This is a genomic window from Nitrospira sp. (assembly GCA_016715825.1).
Taxonomy (GTDB): Bacteria; Nitrospirota; Nitrospiria; order Nitrospirales; family Nitrospiraceae; genus Nitrospira_D.
In genome coordinates, this window is the sequence record JADJXO010000009.1 from 1 (window position 1) to 18,770 (window position 18,770).

The following is an 18,770-nucleotide window of genomic DNA, read 5'->3' on the forward strand; positions in this document are numbered from 1 at the left end:
GAAGGTAGGGCGATAGCGATTGAGACTTGTGCGAGGTGTCAGACGACTTCGATGAGAGTTTCGCCGGCATCAAGGCGCTGGACGATCTCGTGGAAAACCGGTTCCAGTCGGTTTCGGAGTTCCGCGTTCGTGGCATTGCCGATCCGCACCCATACGACCGGAGCGGGCCTTTCACCGAGCGTGGCGAGAGGAGCAAAGTCTTCATCTTTCGTGACGATGGCGAATCCATTCTGACGGGCAAATTCGAAAATGCCACGATCGTCGAATGCTAAGCCCGGCTGATCATTGACGTGGATCGCTTCGTGGTCACGCTCGCGAAACCAAGCAGCAAGACCTGGAGGAAGGTTCGCATCTACCAGAAATTTCATCTAGTCTGGGCCGGCACAATTGTGTGGTTCAGGTAGGCGGCAGCATAGGTCATCGCGGCTCGGATGTCGTCGCGCTCCAAATACGGGTAGTCATGTAGGATCTCTTCTTCAGAAGTTCCTGCCGCTAGCATGTCCAGGATATCCTGGACGCGGATACGCATACCACGAATGCAAGGACGGCCTCCGCATTGACCCGGCTCGATGGTGATGCGCTGGAGCAGTTCTGTCTTCATAGAAGGTAGGGGCAAGCCTTTTACTGTGCGGGGCATCGCTGAATGCACTATAGCATTGGGTTTGACGTTGAGCAATGACGTGAGGGAATTCACCAAGACGCTGGGCATCATGAATCAGGCGAGCTTTCCAGAAACAGCTCCTCATTTGAGTGGCAGCTTGCTGCAACGTCGCCACTGTTCCGTCGCCATCCTGCGCCGTTCCATGATTTGCTTGGTTAATTCCGGGGCCGATGCTCGGGACAAGATGTGAATCCATTGTCCTGGCCTTGGGATTTTTCGGTTGGCCTGGTTGGTTTCTGTGGGCGTTCATGGCGGGGCTCTTTGGAGTCGGCCATCCCCCGGTGATGGATCCCCATGTCCCGCTGGGTCGCAATCGGACGATCGTCGGCTGGATTGCGTTCGCCGTGTTTGTCATCACCTTTGCCCCGGTGCCCTTTTCCTTCCACTGAGTGGTTCCTAGATTCGTTCCTTATATCCTTGCATCATTCTTCAGATTCTCTTGTCCGATCTTGCGCACGACCCTAGAGTGTAGAGATGAGTGTGTCAGATGCTTTCCTTCTCTCTCTAAACAAGTTGGACTGGCGGCTCCTCGGCATCACGGCCATCGTGCTGTGTGAGGCGTTTGTTGGAGGGATGTCTGTCTGTTACGCCGCTGAAGCGAAGAATCTTCAGAATGCGTCGCCCACTGCAGAAGCGTTGTACCAAGAAGGGCTTGCGCGCCGTCAAAACCAGGATTACAAGTTCGCAGCCGAGAAGTTCTCAGAGGCGATAGCGCGCGGCAAAAAGACAGCAGATACCTACACGTATTTAGGAGAAATGTTGATTCAACTCGAGCGACATGGCGAGGCTTGTGCAACCTTGTCGGAGGCTATCCGCTTGGACCCAGAGAATGTGCGAGCGTATGGTTTTCGTGCAATTGCTCTCGAGCAACTAGGGAAACGCGAGGAGGCCATACAGGATTATTCCGCGGCGCTAGTGAAAGCGCCCGACGAACTAATAGTCTCGTTGCTTGAAGCGAGAGGTAATACGTACTGGGCAATGGATATGCTTGATAAAGCCGCAGAAGATTTTGAGGCCATCATCGTGCACGACCCAAAAGATCCACGCGGGTATCTCCTACGCGGAAAACTGTTAGGTGCGAAAGGGAAGTTCCGCGAGGCCATCGATGATCTATCTTTGACCTTACCCCGATTTCACAGACACCTGTATAAGGAGGAGTTTGATGAAGTGGAGGGCAGCATGAGCACCAAGACGAGACGGCAGTATACGGAAGAGTTTAAGACAGAAGCAGTGCAGGTTGGTCCGAGACTCGGCACGACCGGTTGCGCAGACAGAGACCTGGGCATTGCCGACCATCTGCTCTACCGCTGGCGGGTGGAGCAGCAGCAGGCGGAGGAGCGTGGAAAGACGCGGCAGGACCTCCGAGCTGAAGAGGCCGAACTGGTCCGACTGCGGCGCGAGAATGCTGTCCTAAAGCAGGAGCGAGATTTTTAAACGTGCGGCGGCGTTCTTCGCGAAGGAGTCCCGGATGAGATATCGGGTGATCCAGGAACACGACCGTCGCTATCCCATCCGCCTCATGTGCCGAGCCAGCCGTATCTTTCAGGATATTATGCCTGGCGGGCAGTCCGAGAGCACCTGGCAGTAGCCAATCGAGGCCTGTTGACCGAATTCGGGCCTTTCACCACGACAGCGCCAGACCCACGGGAGTCCACGAATCTGGCGAGCACCCGTGCAGGGCCACCGGGTTGAGAGCATCGCATCGCTCGGCTGATGTGCCACGCTGGCATCCGAGCCAAGACGGTGACGAAGTGGCGCTACCACGCAGTCCCAGCATGCGTTCCCGTGGCCGCGAAACACCCTGGCTCGGGTCTTCACGTTGAGGCGCCCAATCGAGTGTGGGCGGGAGATCCTGACCTACATCTGGACGGGGAGAAGGCTGGCTCTATCTGGCCGTCCTGCTCGGATCTGTATTCACGTCGGGTCGTGGCTGGGAGCCAGGGCCAGCATTAACCGGTGAGCTGGCTGAGCAAGCCCTGACGATGGCCGTAATGACCGCACTCCCAGGGCGGGGCTCGAGCACCATTCGGACCGCGGTACAGCAGCCGCGACGAACTACCAGCGCCGACTGGCTGAGTACGGCCTATTCCCAGTATGAGCCGCAGGCATTGTTGGGACAAGCGTGCGTCGAGAGTTTCTTCGGGACGCTCAAGCGAGCTGGTCTATCATCGGCACTATATAACCCGAGACGAAGCCATGCAGGAGATCTTTGAGTACATTGAGGTCTTCTATAATCGGCAACGACGGCACTCAACCCTCGGGTATAAGTCTCCAGCTGAGTATGAAGCGAGGGCCGCAGTCGCGTAACCACGTGTCCACGAAATCAGGGGAAGATCATCTTCGGCGCTTGAGAGAGACGCGACTCGTAAGCTGCCTCTCTTTTACCGAGGTTACGGCTACGGATGCCTGAAAGAATATGACAAGGCTTTGCGCGACTACACGGTCCTCATTCAGGCAGCCCCTGACAAAGCAATAGTCTATGTCTATCGGGGCTGGATCCAGAACCGTCTTGAGAACTATCGCCTTGCGGAGACTGATCTAATGTATGCGCTTCAGCATGGATACCGTGAACCATTTGTGTACCTTTCCCTTGCCCACAGCCTCGCCGCTCAAGACCAGATCGATCAGGCGCTCAAGATAAACAACGAAATGTTTTCTCTCAGCCAAGGGGAGGCTCGTGCATTTATGGAGGCCTACTTCCAGCGTGGGGACTTCCTCCTGAGGAAGAAACATTATGACCGCGCACGCTCCTTTTATGAAAAGGGCATTGTGGTTGCCACGAAACTAGGACTGCGAACCGAGCTCTCCAGAACACTTGCGGACTTGAGAAAAGCACTCGAAGGCGACGCTGAAATGCGTCAGGGAGGAAAAGATATCCTGCGTTTGCTCGAAGGCTCCGTCGCACACGTTCAGTCGAATCCCTTATACGACGAGCCTTCTGCTTGTGAACTGGAATCTCCAGCATCGATGGCCAATGAAAGAGGTATTCCGAACAATTTTTGAGGCTGAAGCAACGGGGCCGGGACTCTTTCACTGAGGCAAGAACAGCGAGGCACAGAGAATAAATAGGGACAGGCCTGAGTTCTGATGGTTGACGTGGCTGAAAGGAGCGATGAGTGTCTTGCACAGACTGTCGAGGTTATGGGATTAAATATCTTTACAGGCCTCACGCTTTGCTTACACCTGCCCTTAGCAGACGCTCTATGGTCTGGCTTTCAGGAGTTGGAGGATTGCCGTGACTGAGACGATCTCTACAGATTGGATGTGGCGAAGGCTGAGGAGATCGTTGTCTCCGCTGACTAGCCATCGTACTCCAGCCGTTGCTGCACAGGTGATGAATTTAGCATCGTCCGGGTCTCGTAACTCAGGAAAAGTTCCTCGATTGACTTTGACTGATTCTATGAAGGGGAGAAGTTCCTCTAGCCTGGCAAGGCGGAGACAAAGAAGGGTTGATTGCTCTGGGCTTTCATGGCAGGACTTTAGGGCCTTGGCCACTAAGGGTTGTTCCGTTTGTTTCTCCGTTAGCGTGCTACGTCTAGAGCGGAGCAATGCCTGCGGCTAGTACCCACCATGAAGGTTGAACTGACAAGCGAGATTGCATATGGAGATGCTGAGGGTTTTGTGAAACCCTCAGCTCGCAATTCTCCACAATTCTATCCTGAAATCCTCGAAGGACAAACTAAGACAGGTCGTTCAGTTGCGATCTTCCGGTAACACGTACACGGGGCCGACGTTCCGGCACTTGAGCCCGATGCCGGTCAAGGAGCGCGGCTCCTTCCCGGCTTCGAAATGCAGCACCACCGCCGTGGCGATTTGATTGTCTTGGGGGCACAGCGCCCAACGTTTCCAATTGTTATTGCAATTAGGGCGGTTGTCCCGTGGCTCGGTAGGCGCCTGTCGTTCCAGTCCAAAGGTGCTTTGCCCCTCTGTTTTGCGCTCCAGCTTCCCTAGCTTGGCGTCATCGGTGATGGTTCCGCCACGAATTTGCAGACCTTTTACTCTGGTATTGTCGTTGTTCATGCACACACTTACACCGGTTATGAACGAGCGTTTACCGTAAGAGGCGTCGGTATAGGTTGCCACCATCTCCTTGCTCCGCTCCTTGCCGCCGCACAGTTCCTTCTTAAGGTCCTGCTTTTGGCCAGAGTCGTTCACGTTTTCTGTCTGCACTGTGATGTAGCACGGGTGGTCTCGGCGTTCCTCTGAAGTCAGACCGTAGATTGCATAGTCCTCGTTCGTGGAGGTGTCGGGCATGCCGACTTCGAAGTCGGCTCCCTTAAATCCCGAGATGTGCTCGGACGGCACTGCGGCTCCATTCAACATGACATCTTTCGGATAGCGCTCTGCTTGGGTCGGTTCACCCATAAGAAAGAAGCCCGCGACCACTGAGAATACGGCCAGCCTTCGGATCAGACCGCTGTTGTGTGACGAGTAACTCATATTCGTTCTCCTTTCTTTCATGGCGCGAGCAAGGTTCCAGGGTTCCTCCTCGTTATTTCACTTCAACCCCAAGAGGAAATTGATTTGCCAGGCAACCCCCGCCACCTCCGCAAAGCGCCACGGTCGCTGCGTGATAGACGTACCATGATGTTTCCGTCCCGATGGTCCTCCATTGGCCGTCGGCTGCAAGGGTTTGGATGCTGACCTTGATCGATTCTAGTTTGCCGTCGCTAAAAGGCATCAGGTCCACCGTCCACGAGTGGTGCTGATTATCGGGCGCACAAACCTTGCCGCCAAATTCTTCAGCCAATCGCGTACCATCTTCCTGAAAATAATCGAGTTTCATTCTGGCGCAGGCACCTGCAGCATTGTTGATATGCAAGACCCCTGTCAGGTGGGGTGTCACTTGGCCGTTGCTCCATGACCAGGCCACATCCCCAGCATTGGTCGGGGCGCCTAGCGCGAATGCTTCCCCACCAAAATCAAAACCGTCCTCGGTGATCTTCACTTTGTCATGGACTGTACTGAGATTGACCGTTTCCGACCCCACGATCGTCCAGTCTTTCTTCGCCGTGAGTTTCTCGATGGAGACCTTCACTTTGCCGATCTTGTTGCTTTCATAAGGCGCGAGGTTCACGTCCCACTCATGGCGCTTGTCATTGTCGGCACACACTTGGCCGCCATACTTCGTCGTGAGGAAAATATGTGTGATGCTGTAGTAGTCGAGGCGCATGCGCGCACAGAGGTCGCGCACGTCCTTTAAGTGGAGGTGGCCGTGCAGGGCAGGCTTCAGTTTGCCGTCGTTTAAATCCCAGGCCAGGTAGCCGGATTTCGTCGGAGCCCCGGCCACAAAACCCTCCCCGCCAAAATCAAAGCCGGATTCGGTGATCTTGATGGAGGACCAGCCCACCGAGCCGGCCTCGGCCTGTGGAGTCCATACCATTGTGACACCCAGCAGGACTCCTGCCAGCAGGAGGATTCTCGATCGCCATGAGCGAGCAAACTGTCCTTCAAGGGGGATGCCGTTCATACTTGGGATTATTTGGTACTCTTTCATTGTGTCCTCCTTCTATCCCGCGAGAGAATGTCGGTTGTCTGAGCGATATTGAGAAAGTGGATTCATGCGGGATATGGCTCAGGTGAGCAGGATCCATGCCAGCGTAAGCGGACTATTTCCGCTGACCGTTCTGTCAACGACTTATGGAGGTTTGTAGATGGGTCTAGGGGGTCAGACTAGAGGCATCGTATCCATTCGGATACGATGTAAGTATATAATTCGATACATGGCAAGAAAGCAAAATAGGACTAGGCTGGTCATCTAACTGACGGGCGCGTAGAGTGCGTATCGGAGTTATCGAGTCGAATATCTTTAACTCATAGAAATCCTCCTAATCAGTAGTCGTGAGAATTAGCCCTGTTCTCCATGCGAAGCAAGCAAATCGAAAGGGTGTATCCATCTTCCTCGATCGCTGGATCCATTCTATCGACGCCCCATTCTTGAGAATTTCTTGTCCGACTCGCTCCACGCTTCTAGAGTGGAGACATGTTATCGACCCATACCTCCACGACGCATTGCCCGAAATGCCAGGCTGAACGGCTTGAAGAGGCGACGGAGTGTGGGAAGGGAAATAGGGTCAGGCTGCTTTCCTAGGAATTGTTAGGTATAGAAGTGCGGGCGCAACTCTGACTCTGAAATGAATCGACTCGCTTGGCGAAGTATGGCGCGTAAGGTGCCAGGATCGAGCTCGGCATGGAGGGGACCTGTTAAGACTTGGCGTGCTCCCCCGACTTCACGAGCCAGCTTCGCGTGACTTCCCCGCTGAGAGACCTGTCGGAAACCGAACCCTTGGAGGATGGTGAGGAGATCGCGACCAGCGAGCCTACGAAGCTTGGGCATGGACGGGGTCCAATTCCATGGTCAGCACCAGAGTGGGTTTGTCGCGTAAGCCAAAGGCCTCCAGCGACTCGCCTTCCAGATGCAGCGCGGTTGCTTCTTGCAGATGCTTGACGGTTTCATCGAGAGTCCGCCCTTGCGTGACGACAGCGATTTCCAGGCACTCAGCCACGTAACCGGCTTCGTCGCCAGGGCGAATCACGGCTTTGATGGTCTGCTGCAAGTAACTCATACAAAATCCTCCTCATCGGCAGCCCTGAGAATAGCCCTGTTCTCCATGCGAAGCAAGCGAATCCCAGGGTGTATCCAGGTTCCTCGATCGCTCGATCCATTCTATCCACGCACTATTCTTGGGATTTCCTTGTCCGATTCATCCCTCGATCCTAGAGTGGGGACATGATCGCCAGTGAGACACCTACAACGCATTGCCCGAAATGCCAGGCTGAACGAGTTGAGGAGGCAACGGAATGTGTGCGATGTGGGATTATCTTCGCCAAGTACAAACCGCTTGCGGCAATGGGGCGCCTTTCACCAGTCAAGCCAGCATTTACACAGTCTGAATGGTTCCTGACAGCCAAGCAGTGGCTCATTGAATCGGATACCACGACCGAATCTATGACCTTTTATGGTCGAGCGGCCGTGTTCGTAGCCATGGTGTGGTGGGGCTGGGCCTTTATCACGACGCCGCTCGAAACAAATTACACCGGCGAGTCGTTCCTGCACTTGATCAATCTGCCCTTTCATGAAGCCGGCCATGTGGTCTTCATCCCGTTCGGTCGCTTCATGACGATTTTGGGGGGCACGCTGGGCCAGATTCTCATGCCGATGATCTGTCTCGGCACCTTCCTGATCAAGACGCGTGATCCCTTCGGCGCTTCGGTAGCCTTGTGGTGGACAGCGGAGAGTCTGATGGACATTGCTCCGTACATCAACGATGCGCGGGCATTGGACCTGATGCTCATCGGCGGCGTCACCGGAAAAGAAACCGACGGACATGACTGGAATAATATTCTGACGATGCTGGGCTTATTGGAATGGGATCATCGATTGGCTCATCTCACGTACAATCTCGGTATCCTCTTGATGCTCGGATCTTTCCTCTGGGGGGGTGCTCTCTTGTTGCGCCACTATCGGCGGCTGTCGGCCTAACTCACCTCGGTTTTTCTGCGCAACGTCAGTACACCTTCACCAACATTTCACTGTCTTGCACGAGTTGTGATCTTTTCTTAACGATACTCACGACCATTTTAACGCCGTTTTTATAACGAGGGAGCTAGACTGAATGCCATAGAGGAACTCGCGATGGACTTGATCTACATCGGGCTGGTGGTGGGCTTCTTCATTCTCTCCAGGTGGCTGATCTCGGGCCTCAATCGACTCTAAGGTGGTGAGCATGAATGTGATGTATGTGCTGAGCGGAATTGTGTCTGTCGGTCTGTTGATCTATCTCATGATCATGTTGCTGAAGGCGGAACGCTTCTGATGACCACGAATGCAATCCTCCAAGTACTCGTGTACTTCGTCGTGTTGCTGGCACTCGTGAAGCCGCTAGGCTGGTACATGGCGAGAGTGTATGAAGGCAAACCCTGCGGTTTGGACCGTCTCCTCGGTCCCGTTGAACGGGCCATGCATAGTTTCTGCGGCGTTCGACCAGGCGATGAGATGGACTGGAAACGCTATGGAACGGCTATGCTGCTCTTCAATGCAGTCGGGCTCTTGTTTCTCTACGGCTTGCAGCGGCTTCAGAGTTTCTTGCCCCTCAACCCGGCCAATCTTGATGGAGTCGCACCTGACCTGGCTTTCAACACGGCTGCAAGCTTCGCGACCAACACCAACTGGCAGGCGTATGGCGGGGAAACCACTCTCAGCTATTTGACTCAGATGCTCGGCCTGACCGTACAGAACTTTGCTTCCGCCGCGACGGGAATGGCAGTGCTCGTTGCATTGATCCGGGGCTTGAGCCGTAGCACGTCAACGACGCTCGGGAATTTCTGGAGCGATCTGGTCCGTAGCACTCTCTATATTCTACTGCCTCTGGCTCTGCTGTTGTCCGTTCTTTTGGTGTCTCAGGGAGTTGTCCAGACCTTCAATTCATATCAGACGGTGACCCTTCTACAACCAGCTGGTCATGACAAGACTATGACCGATACGAACGGTAAGCCGGTGCTCGATGAACAGCGGAAACCGAAAACCGAGCTTGCCACGGCAATCGCGCAGACCCTGGCGGTAGGTCCGGCTGCCTCCCAAATCGCCATTAAGGAACTCGGTACGAACGGCGGCGGTTTTTTCAACACCAATTCCGCGCATCCGTTCGAAAATCCCACGCCGCTGTCCAATTTCCTTGAACTCTTGGCGATCCTCCTCATTCCCGCAGCGCTTTGTCACACGTTTGGTCGAATGGTGGGAGATGCCCGCCAGGGCTGGGTTATTCTCGCCGCCATGACCATTCTTCTTTTCTGTTTTGTTTCCCTCGGGCTGTGGTCGGAACAACGCGGCAACCCGCTTCTGACGGGTGTCGGTGTGGATCAGCAGCCTCAAGGCGGTCAAGCCGGAGGCAACATGGAGGGGAAGGAGGCGCGATTCGGCATTACCGATTCAGCCCTGTGGTCCTCCGTGACGACGGCTGCGTCCAATGGTTCGGTGAACTCGATGCACGATTCGTATACGCCGCTGGGTGGACTCGTGCCGCTCTTCCTCATGCAGTTCGGCGAAGTAGTGTTCGGGGGGGTCGGCTCAGGTCTGTACGGAATGATCGTCTTTGCCATCATCGCTGTGTTCGTTGCCGGGTTGATGGTCGGGAGGACACCGGAATATCTAGGGAAGAAGATCGAGCCCTATGAGATGAAGTTGGCCGCGCTGCTTATTCTCATCATGCCCATTGTCGTCTTGGGGCTCACCGCCTTGGCGATCAGCACTGAGACAGGCCGATCGTCTATCTTGAACCCCGGTCCTCATGGGTTCAGTGAGGTTCTCTACGCCTATACATCCCAGGGCAACAACAACGGCAGCGCGTTCGCAGGACTCAACACGAATACTCCCTTCTACAACCTCACCGGAGGGATCGCGATGCTGATCTCGCGGTTCTGGTTGGCTATCCCGATTCTGGCACTCGCAGGGGCCCTAGCCCGCAAGACCCTCGTGCCGGCCGGACCCGGTACTTTGCCGACTCACACCCCGCTGTTCGTAATTCTCTTAATCGGCGTGGTGGTGATGGTCGGGGCGCTCACGTTTCTTCCGACTCTGGCCTTGGGGCCCGTCGTCGAAGAGCTGATGATGAAAGGACAGTAGGAATCACATCCCATGAGCATGCCGACAAAAGCACACAATTCCCAGTCTCTGTTGGACACCGCAGTGATACGCCATGCGTGGCGCGATGCCATCTTCAAGCTCGACCCGCGTCATCAGGTCAAGAATCCGGTCATGTTTATCGTCTGGGTCGGAAGCGTCTTGACGACGATCCTGTTCGTGCAGGCGCTAGCAGGAACCGGGGAAGCCTCCGCCTGGTTCATTCTCTCGATCACGGTCTGGCTCTGGTTCACTGTGCTGTTTGCAAACTTTGCGGAAGCGATGGCGGAAGGTCGGGGCAAGGCGCAGGCCGATTCGTTGAAGCGGGTGCGTCATGAACTTACGGCCAAAAAGCTCGGCACGGTCGATCCCGGCAGCGAGCATCATACCCCGTGGAACTGTCAGTTCCAGCGACGCGATACCTTCAGTGTGGTGTCAGCGAATCAGCTCACGAAGGGGGATGTGGTTCTCGTGGAGGCAGGAGAGTTCATTCCGGCCGACGGCGAGGTTGTCGACGGCGTGGCGTCAGTGAACGAGAGCGCGATCACTGGCGAAAGCGCGCCCGTCATTCGAGAAAGCGGCGGTGACCGCAGCGCCGTCACGGGCGGCACGAACGTGTTGTCGGACTGGCTGATCATTCGCGTCACGGCAACTTCGGGAGAAAGTTTCCTGGACCGCATGATCGCTATGGTGGAAGGAGCCAAACGCCAAAAAACGCCGAATGAAATCGCCCTCACCATTCTGCTCGCAGCCCTGACCATCATCTTCCTCTTGGCCACGGTGACATTGTTGCCGTTCTCGCTGTACGGCGTGCAAGCCATGGGGCAAGGGACGCCGGTCACCGTCACTGTATTGGTGGCACTCTTGGTCTGCCTGATTCCGACGACCATTGGGGCTCTCCTTTCGGCCATCGGTGTCGCCGGCATGGATCGCATGGTGCAGGCCAATGTCATTGCGATGTCGGGAAAGGCTGTTGAAGCAGCCGGGGACGTGGATGTCCTGCTCCTGGATAAGACCGGCACCATCACGCTGGGCAACCGTCAGGCGACAGCCTTCATTCCGGGAGAGGGAGTAGAAGCCCAGACGTTGGCTGACGCGGCTCAACTCTCATCGTTGACGGACGAGACGCCTGAGGGCCGCAGCATCGTCGTGCTGGCCAAAGAAAAGTTTGGTTTGCGTGCGCGTGATATTCATGAGATGGGCGCCACATTCATTCCCTTCACGGCTCAGACACGAATGAGCGGAGTCAATCTTGACGGGCGGCAGATCCGCAAAGGAGCAGCGGATGCGGTCGAAGCCTATGTGACGTCGCAGGGAGGGCATTTTCCTCAGTTTGTCCGGCTGAATGTCGAGACGATCGCCAAGCAAGGCGGAACGCCCTTGGTAGTGGCGGAGATGGCCAAGGTGCTAGGGGTGATTGCGCTACAGGACATCGTGAAAGGCGGGATTAGAGAACGCTTTGTTGAGCTTCGCCGCATGGGCATCAAGACAGTCATGATCACAGGCGACAACCCGCAAACAGCCGCGGCCGTGGCGGCGGAGGCCGGAGTGGATGATTTCCTGGCCCAGGCCACGCCGGAGGCCAAACTCAAGTTGATTCGGGAGCTTCAGGCAGAGGGCCGGCTCGTGGCTATGACCGGGGACGGAACAAACGACGCCCCGGCGCTGGCGCAGGCTGACGTTGCCGTCGCAATGAACACCGGGACCCAGGCGGCAAAAGAGGCGGGCAACCTGGTCGATCTGGATTCCAATCCCACGAAGCTCATCGAAATCGTGGAAATCGGCAAACAATTGCTCATGACCCGCGGCGCGTTGACCACGTTCAGCATGGCCAACGATGTGGCCAAATACTTCGCCATCATTCCTGCGGCCTTCGCCACGACCTATCCGGCGCTCAATGCATTGAACGTGATGCGGCTGGCGACTCCGCAGAGCGCGGTCCTTTCCGCGGTCATCTTCAACGCGTTAATTATCATCGTACTGATCCCGCTTGCCTTAAAAGGAATCACCTATCGCCCGATCGGCGCGGGGGCGCTGCTCCGGCGGCATCTCTTGATCTACGGATTGGGCGGCGTGGTGGTGCCGTTCGTCGGCATCAAGCTGATCGATCTGATTCTGGTCGCCTTGCATCTTGTTTGAGCCAGCTAACGATTAGATTGCGAGGAAACAGGAGAGAGAGATGAAAGACCAAATAAGATCCGCTCTGACTATGCTGTTACTTATGACCGTCTTGACGGGGCTGGTCTATCCGCTGGCGGTCACCGGGTTGGCCCAGGTGTTTTTCCCAGACCAGGCGAACGGCAGTTTGATCGTGCGCGAAGACAAGGTGATCGGGTCCAAGTTGATCGGACAGTATTTTGACAGACCGGAGTATTTCTGGGGTCGCCCGTCGGCGACCTCGCCGTTTCCATACAATGCCGGGGCATCCGGGGGATCAAACCTCGGACCCATCAACCCGATACTGATCGAGGCGGTCAAAGCGCGAATAGGTGCCTTACGGGCAGCAGATCCGGGCAACGACGCGCCGGTCCCTGTCGATCTAGTGACCTCATCAGGAAGCGGGCTGGACCCTCACATCAGCCCGGCGGCTGCACAGTACCAAATCAGAAGAGTAGCGCGTGTTCGAGGGCTCGATGAAGCCGGTGTGCGCGACCTCGTGGTCCAGTACACACAGGGCCGCCAGCTCGGCGTTCTTGGAGAACCACGAGTCAATGTTCTTCTACTGAATCTTGCCTTGGACGAGAGGCATTAGTTTCACTGCGGCTATGCTCGGTTGTCACGTTTAGAGGGGTCGGTTGAAGCACTCTCAGTCTCCGGACGATTGAGCGTGCCGTTGACGCTTCTCCGGCCCCACCCTAAAATTCAAGCGTCGTGTGCTAAGTCGTCATCAACTTTGCGCGCCACGTTGCACCGGGAGTGCTCTCATGAGTCCAGAACGACCAGATCCCGATGTACTGTTGAAGCATGTGCAGGCGGAGGAAACCCGCAGAGCCGAGGGGAAACTCAAGGTCTTCTTCGGCGCCAATCCAGGCGTAGGGAAGACGTACGCCATGCTCGAAGCAGCGCATGAGCAGCGGCGCGACGGTGTCGATGTCGTCATCGGTATCGTGGAGACGCATGGTCGTGCGGAGACCGAGGCTCTGGTGAAGGGGCTTGAAGTCCTCCCGCGCCGCGCCGTCGAGTATCGTGGCGCCACGCTGCGAGAATTCGACCTCGATGCGGCCCTCGCGCGACATCCCACCATCATCCTCATCGACGAACTTGCGCACAGCAACGCGCCGGGCCTGAGTCATACGAAGCGATGGCAGGATGTTCAGGAGTTATTGAAGGCCGATATCACGGTCTATACCACCGTGAATGTGCAGCACTTAGAAAGCTTGAACGATGTGGTTACGCAGATTACCGGCGTACGGGTGCGTGAGACCGTCCCGGATTCTGTGCTTGAGCGGGCAGACGACGTGGAGCTGATCGATCTTCCGCCCGACGATCTTCTTCAGCGACTCAAAGATGGAAAAGTGTATGTCTCGGAGCAGATCCAGCATGCGATCAAAAATTTCTTTGCCAAGGGAAATCTGATCGCGCTTCGCGAGCTCGCGTTGCGCCGCACGGCCGAGCGGGTCGACCAGCAGATGGAAGTCTATCGGCGCGACCACGCTGTGGTACGAACCTGGCCGGTGGCGGAAACCATCATGGTGTGCGTCAACATGAAGCCGCGCGGGCCTCGTTTGATCAGAGCCGCTCGCCGGATGGCGGCCGACCTCCATGCTAAGTGGATCGCGGTCTATGTGCAGCTTCCTCGACATCTTGGCTTGCCGCAACCCGAACGGGATCGTCTGGTACAAACATTGAGATTGGCAGAGCAGTTAGGGGCCGAAACCGCCACGCTCATTGGCGAGAACGTCGCTCAGGAACTCTTGAGTTACGCGCGGAGCCGAAACGCGACCAAGATTATCGTCGGGAAGCCGGTCAGGTCGTGGTGGAAGGAATGGGTATTCGGGTCGGTCGTATCGGACCTCGTCCATCAAAGCGGGGAGATCGATATCTATGTCATTACCGGAGAGGCCGGCGAAGGGCAGCCGCTCGTCCGCCGCAGTCTCCGAAGGACCGGCGATGTCTCCGAATATGTCCATGCCTCGCTTGGGGTGCTGATTGCGACGGCGGTCGCCTGGCTGATGTTTCCATCGTTCGGGGCGGCGAATTTGATCATGATGTATCTCATGGCCGTGATCGTCATCGCGATTCGTTGGGGACGTGGACCGTCGGTGTTGGCTTCGATTTTGAGCGTGGCGACGTTCGATTTCTTCTTTGTACCGCCCTACTTCACCTTCGTGGTGTCCGATGCCCAATATCTCCTCACATTCGGCGTGATGCTGGTGGTTGCCATGGTCATCAGTAATCTCGCCGTCCGTCTCCACGAGCAAGCCGAGCTGGCTCGTTACCGAGAAAAACGTACAGGAGTACTCTATGCTATGAGTCGAGATCTCGCCACTCATCGGGGGACGGGCATGCTGGCCCAGGTCTCGGCCAAGCATCTTCGGGACGTGTTTGACGCTCAAGTTGCCATTTTCCTGGCAGATGCGGAGAATCGGGTGCAGCTGCAACGCGAGGAACTCCTGTTCTTTGAATTGGATCCAAAAGAGTCGGGGGTGGCTCAATGGGTATTCGACCATAGTGAACGCGCCGGACTGGGGACGGATACACTGCCGGGGGCCAGCGCGCTGTATCTGCCCCTGGTTGGATCATCCGGTGCGATCGGGGTGATCGCAGTTCAGTCAAAAGACCAGGGACTGTTGCTGGATCCCGAGCAACTACACTTGCTCGAATCCCTGGTGAATCAGGTGGCGTTGGCGATCGAGCGGACGCGTCTGTCTGAGGAAGCGCAAAGTGCCCATGTGCGGGTGGAAACGGAGCGCATGCGGAACGCTATTCTCAGTTCGGTATCTCACGATCTGAGGACTCCGCTGGCTACCATTACCGGCGCTGCCAGCAGCTTGGCGGACGAGCAGAGGGAACTCGACCCTGCCGCTCGGCACGAGCTCTCTCGGTCCATTTATCGAGAAGCTGATCGTCTTGACCGGTTGCTGAAGAACCTGCTCGATATGATGCGCATTGAGGCAGGAGTTGTGCAGCTCAGCAAAGAGTGGCATCCTCTCGATGAAGTTGTCGGTGCAGCTCTGGCCAGACTGGAGGGACGGTTGCGAGATCATACCGTCAACACGGCGTTTCCAGCCGATCTGCCGCTGGCGCTGGTCGATGGAGTGTTGCTGGAACAAGTGGTCATCAATCTTGTGGAAAATGCCGTCAAGTATGCGCCCTCAGGAAGTACGATTGACGTGTCCGCATCGGCGAGCGATCGGGATATGATCATTGAAGTCGCAGATCGAGGACCTGGTATTCCCGTTGGGGATGAATCCCACATCTTCGACAAGTTCTATCGCGGTAGACTTGCGCGAGAGGGAGGGGTTGGGCTAGGGCTGACGATTTGTCGCGGCATCGTTGAAGCGCATGGCGGCCGTATTTGGGCTGAGAATCGCTCGAGAGGCGGCGCCTGCTTTCGCTTTTCGATTCCGTTACTGGATCAGCAGCCGTCTGTGGAGAGAGAGCAGGCGGAGAATCGGTAAGCGTAATACTGGTTAATTGAAGACCGGTGATCGAGGCCGCAGGGTTCATATGTCACAGGAAGCCACGATCCTCCTCATCGAAGATGAACCGGAAATTCGCCGGTTTCTCCGGACGATACTGCCTGCCCATGGCTTTCGATTGTACGAGGCGACGACGGGGCGGGACGGGCTTACCGAAGCCCAAGCAAGAAATCCTGACCTGATTCTGCTGGACCTCGGTTTGCCGGATATCGAGGGGAGCGAGATCATTCGGCAGATGCGGGGATGGACTGCCACCCCCATCGTCGTGCTTTCAGCTCGAGACCAGGAACAGGTCAAAGTGGCGGCACTCGATCTCGGCGCCGACGATTATGTGACTAAGCCGTTCGGAGTCCACGAACTCCTTGCACGGATGCGTGCGGCACTTCGCCACGCCGCTCAATCTGCCGATGCCCCTGAGTCGGTATTTGTGCTCGGCGATCTGAAGGTCGATCTTGGTCGGCGACAGGTGTTTGTCTCAAAGAAGGAAGTTCATCTCACACCGATCGAATACAAGCTACTCATCACGTTGATCAGGTATGCCGGCAAAGTACTGACTCACCGTCAACTTTTGAAAGAGGTCTGGGGTCCGCTCCATGTGGAGGAAGGACACTATTTACGGGTCTATATGCGACAGCTGAGAAACAAACTGGAGAAAACCCCCGCTCATCCTCGGTATCTCGTGACGGAACTGGGAGTTGGATATCGACTCCGCGCGGAATAACCTCCCTTGTCTCCTTTCATGCTCCACGTCAATTCACCCTTTGGCTTTTATCCCGTTTTGATATCTGACGAAGTATAGTTTGTAAGCTGGGCGAGAGAGTTAGGTGCCGAATTGTAAATGAATGTTTGCTGTAATCAGGCGCCGGATATTTGCTCATGATCTACGCGAAGACCATCAATCATTGCTACAGCTGGCGCGTTTGGATCAGCGTGCCGTTGATCGTGGTAGAGCTATTTGCAATAGCGCCTACTTGTTTGGCCCAGCACTTGAGCCAGCCATCGGAAGAACCCCCGATAGCTGGTGCTGGTTCGGCTAGCTCCATGGACTCTATCCCATCTAACTGGCACTACGGAGCCTATGTGGATGTCGGGTACGTCGGGAATCTTAACTCTCCCGATAACCACCTTTGGCGTAGTCGCGCTACAGCCGCTCATCATAACGAGTTATCTCCCAACATGGGTCTGGCCTATGTCCGAAAGGATGCCGGCACGGCTTCACGCTGGGGCATGGAGTTGGGTTTCCAAGGAGGGCGGGATACAGAGGGGTTTGCTTTTTTACAGGGTGAACGGCGGATCGATGGATCGGATGTATTGCGCCACATCCATCGTGCCAATCTGTCCTATCTTGCGCCGGTCGGAAGGGGACTGATGGTGACGGCCGGTTTGTTTAACAGCCTGATGGGGTATGAATCGCTCTATGCCGGAGACAATGCCAACTACACCCGTTCTTGGATCGCCGACAATAGCCCCTATATGATGCTGGGTGTGAACGTTCAGTATCCGTTGAGTGAGGAGTTCACGGTCGCGGCGTTTGTCGTGAATAGCTACTATCACCTGGCCCGTCCGAACGATCTCCCGAGCTATGGCGGGCGATGGGTGTGGCGAGCCACCCCACGATTGACGCTGATCCAAACACTCTATGGGGGGCCAGATCAAACGGAGACTTCGCTGGAGTTCTGGCGCTTGTACGGAAATCATATCGTGGAGTGGAAAAGTGACGATGTGACGGTCGCCACATCGTTTGATATTGGAACGGAAAATGTCGCTGGACGGGTTGGAAGCCCCCGGGCCTTTGTTATGGGGGGGAATATCGTCGTGAGATGGCATATCAGTGGGCCTTGGTCTGTGGCGGTTCGGCCCGAGTTTTACTGGGATCGGAATGGCCGGTGGACAGGGGCAGAACAGTTTGTGAAGGCCGTCACGTCGACGGTCGAGTACAGGTTCCCGTACCGCTGGATGAATACAATCGTACGCGCTGAACACCGCTACGATGAATCGACCGGAGTCGGAGGTGGATTTTTCAAAAACGGCGAGATCCGCCCCGGTGTTGCCGGCCTGACTCCTGGCCAACATTTGCTTTTGCTCGGAGTGCTCGTGGGCTTTGACTCACCGTAACTGGGAGAGAGGGGACACCGTCTCTTCTATCCAGAGCTGCAGCTGCTCGACGATACGCGTGCTGAGGGCTTGTATGGCGTGCTCCTTCGCCTCCTGTAGGGCGGCGCTATCTTCAACGAACACCGCCGATCCAACTATCGTTGATACACCTTCGACTGTCTGGATGGGTGTGTGCCCTTCGGAATGCACTGCCCACAGGCTGCCCGTGGCCATTACGAGGGCGGCGCTTTCAGTGCCCGGTGCGAGATAGGCACCGATTAGCGTGGGGTATAGCCAGGCATAGCGGTTGTTGTACCGATCGATTGCCCCGGCTGCATCGACGATCAACACGGCGTCCGCTCCGTACCGGGCGCCGGCTTGCCTGATCCCGTCAATATTCTCCGCCTGAACAGTGGAATCCATCAACACAAAGATGTCTGTCACCAGCTTCTGATCTCGCAAGGAAGCCAGGCCCTGAAGGAGCTGTTCCCGATCCGCACTGCGCCACTCGACTTTGCTCAGAGACTGATGGTTTGGGAATTCGTGATCTGCAAAAAAGATCGCGAGCCGAACCGGTGGAGAGAGCGCAGGGTTCTGGGTTGATGGGTCACGATTCCCCTCATCTGAGGAGGAAGCGATGTGGAGGACTTCGGTCATCGCGGATCGATCGAATCCCTGGCTGCCGGCACAGCCAGCCGAAAGCGCCACCGTTAGCCCGAAGGCGATCCTGAAAGGTTGTCGCATCATCTTCGAC

20 protein-coding genes are annotated in these 18,770 nt (G+C 56.1%); 12 read left to right on the top strand and 8 right to left on the bottom strand.

The window, feature by feature from the left end; genetic code table 11:
- Positions 1-38 precede the first annotated feature (38 nt).
- Together IPM58_14955 and IPM58_14960 are read right to left on the bottom strand one after the other, a co-directional pair.
- Positions 39-368, bottom strand: coding sequence for a DUF5615 family PIN-like protein (locus tag IPM58_14955; GenBank protein MBK9308340.1), 330 nt, complete (start codon positions 366-368; stop codon positions 39-41).
- Positions 365-601, bottom strand: a complete 237-nt coding sequence (locus tag IPM58_14960; GenBank protein MBK9308341.1) for a DUF433 domain-containing protein — start codon at positions 599-601, stop codon at positions 365-367. The genes IPM58_14955 and IPM58_14960 overlap by 4 nt, the downstream gene beginning before the upstream one ends.
- 230 nt (positions 602-831) lie before the next feature.
- Here IPM58_14960 and IPM58_14965 point away from each other — a divergent pair, with 230 nt between their 5' ends.
- The 4 genes from IPM58_14965 to IPM58_14980 all read left to right on the top strand — a co-directional run bounded on the left by IPM58_14965 (position 832) and on the right by IPM58_14980 (position 3,664).
- Entirely contained in the window at positions 832-1,050 is a 219-nt protein-coding gene (locus IPM58_14965) for a hypothetical protein (GenBank protein ID MBK9308342.1), read from the top strand.
- 85 nt (positions 1,051-1,135) lie between these two features.
- Positions 1,136-2,095, top strand: coding sequence for a tetratricopeptide repeat protein (locus IPM58_14970; protein MBK9308343.1), 960 nt, complete (start codon positions 1,136-1,138; stop codon positions 2,093-2,095).
- 660 nt (positions 2,096-2,755) lie between these two features.
- On the top strand, positions 2,756-2,968 hold the full coding sequence (locus tag IPM58_14975) for an IS3 family transposase (GenBank protein ID MBK9308344.1): 213 nt from the start codon (positions 2,756-2,758) through the stop codon (positions 2,966-2,968).
- Between the two features lie 120 nt (positions 2,969-3,088).
- The gene (locus tag IPM58_14980) at positions 3,089-3,664 is read left to right on the top strand and encodes a hypothetical protein (protein MBK9308345.1); all 576 of its coding nucleotides are present in this window, start codon (positions 3,089-3,091) and stop codon (positions 3,662-3,664) included.
- A 198-nt stretch (positions 3,665-3,862) separates the two neighbouring features.
- Here IPM58_14980 and IPM58_14985 read toward each other — a convergent pair whose 3' ends face one another.
- The 5 genes from IPM58_14985 to IPM58_15005 form a co-directional block, all read right to left on the bottom strand.
- Positions 3,863-4,156: a PIN domain-containing protein gene (locus IPM58_14985; protein ID MBK9308346.1), complete on the bottom strand. Its 294-nt coding sequence runs from the start codon at positions 4,154-4,156 to the stop codon at positions 3,863-3,865.
- A gap of 198 nt (positions 4,157-4,354) precedes the next feature.
- Positions 4,355-5,101, bottom strand: a complete 747-nt coding sequence (locus tag IPM58_14990) for a hypothetical protein (protein MBK9308347.1) — start codon at positions 5,099-5,101, stop codon at positions 4,355-4,357.
- A gap of 52 nt (positions 5,102-5,153) precedes the next feature.
- Complete coding sequence (locus IPM58_14995; protein ID MBK9308348.1) at positions 5,154-6,158, bottom strand: hypothetical protein; 1,005 nt, start codon at positions 6,156-6,158, stop codon at positions 5,154-5,156.
- Positions 6,159-6,758: 600 nt separating this feature from the next.
- Positions 6,759-6,998: a type II toxin-antitoxin system HicA family toxin gene (locus tag IPM58_15000; GenBank protein MBK9308349.1), complete on the bottom strand. Its 240-nt coding sequence runs from the start codon at positions 6,996-6,998 to the stop codon at positions 6,759-6,761.
- Positions 6,982-7,227 (bottom strand): type II toxin-antitoxin system HicB family antitoxin, encoded by a 246-nt coding sequence (locus tag IPM58_15005; GenBank protein MBK9308350.1) that lies wholly within the window; start codon positions 7,225-7,227, stop codon positions 6,982-6,984. The genes IPM58_15000 and IPM58_15005 overlap by 17 nt, the downstream gene beginning before the upstream one ends.
- Before the next feature lie 164 nt (positions 7,228-7,391).
- On the opposite strand from IPM58_15005, the gene IPM58_15010 reads away from it, so the two are divergent.
- The 8 genes from IPM58_15010 (at position 7,392) to IPM58_15045 (ending at position 18,037) form a co-directional block, all read left to right on the top strand.
- A complete protein-coding gene (locus IPM58_15010; protein MBK9308351.1) occupies positions 7,392-8,144 on the top strand; it encodes a zinc ribbon domain-containing protein in 753 nt (250 codons plus the stop codon).
- A gap of 244 nt (positions 8,145-8,388) precedes the next feature.
- The gene (gene kdpF / locus IPM58_15015) at positions 8,389-8,478 is read left to right on the top strand and encodes a K(+)-transporting ATPase subunit F (protein MBK9308352.1); all 90 of its coding nucleotides are present in this window, start codon (positions 8,389-8,391) and stop codon (positions 8,476-8,478) included.
- A complete protein-coding gene (gene kdpA, locus IPM58_15020; GenBank protein ID MBK9308353.1) occupies positions 8,478-10,283 on the top strand; it encodes a potassium-transporting ATPase subunit KdpA in 1,806 nt (601 codons plus the stop codon). The genes kdpF and kdpA overlap by 1 nt, the downstream gene beginning before the upstream one ends.
- Before the next feature lie 18 nt (positions 10,284-10,301).
- On the top strand, positions 10,302-12,419 hold the full coding sequence (gene kdpB, locus IPM58_15025; GenBank protein MBK9308354.1) for a potassium-transporting ATPase subunit KdpB: 2,118 nt from the start codon (positions 10,302-10,304) through the stop codon (positions 12,417-12,419).
- A 40-nt stretch (positions 12,420-12,459) separates the two neighbouring features.
- Positions 12,460-13,032, top strand: a complete 573-nt coding sequence (kdpC, locus tag IPM58_15030) for a potassium-transporting ATPase subunit KdpC (GenBank protein MBK9308355.1) — start codon at positions 12,460-12,462, stop codon at positions 13,030-13,032.
- Positions 13,033-13,204: 172 nt separating this feature from the next.
- Positions 13,205-15,901 carry a sensor histidine kinase KdpD gene (locus IPM58_15035; protein MBK9308356.1) on the top strand — a complete coding sequence of 899 codons (2,697 nt, stop codon included), beginning with the start codon at positions 13,205-13,207 and terminating at the stop codon, positions 15,899-15,901.
- A 49-nt stretch (positions 15,902-15,950) separates the two neighbouring features.
- Positions 15,951-16,643 carry a response regulator gene (locus tag IPM58_15040; protein ID MBK9308357.1) on the top strand — a complete coding sequence of 231 codons (693 nt, stop codon included), beginning with the start codon at positions 15,951-15,953 and terminating at the stop codon, positions 16,641-16,643.
- Between the two features lie 320 nt (positions 16,644-16,963).
- Positions 16,964-18,037 (top strand): outer membrane beta-barrel protein, encoded by a 1,074-nt coding sequence (locus tag IPM58_15045; GenBank protein MBK9308358.1) that lies wholly within the window; start codon positions 16,964-16,966, stop codon positions 18,035-18,037.
- On the opposite strand, the gene IPM58_15050 is transcribed toward IPM58_15045, so the two are convergent.
- On the bottom strand, positions 18,029-18,763 hold the full coding sequence (locus tag IPM58_15050; protein ID MBK9308359.1) for a hypothetical protein: 735 nt from the start codon (positions 18,761-18,763) through the stop codon (positions 18,029-18,031). The genes IPM58_15045 and IPM58_15050 overlap by 9 nt on opposite strands.
- Positions 18,764-18,770: the final 7 nt, after the last annotated feature.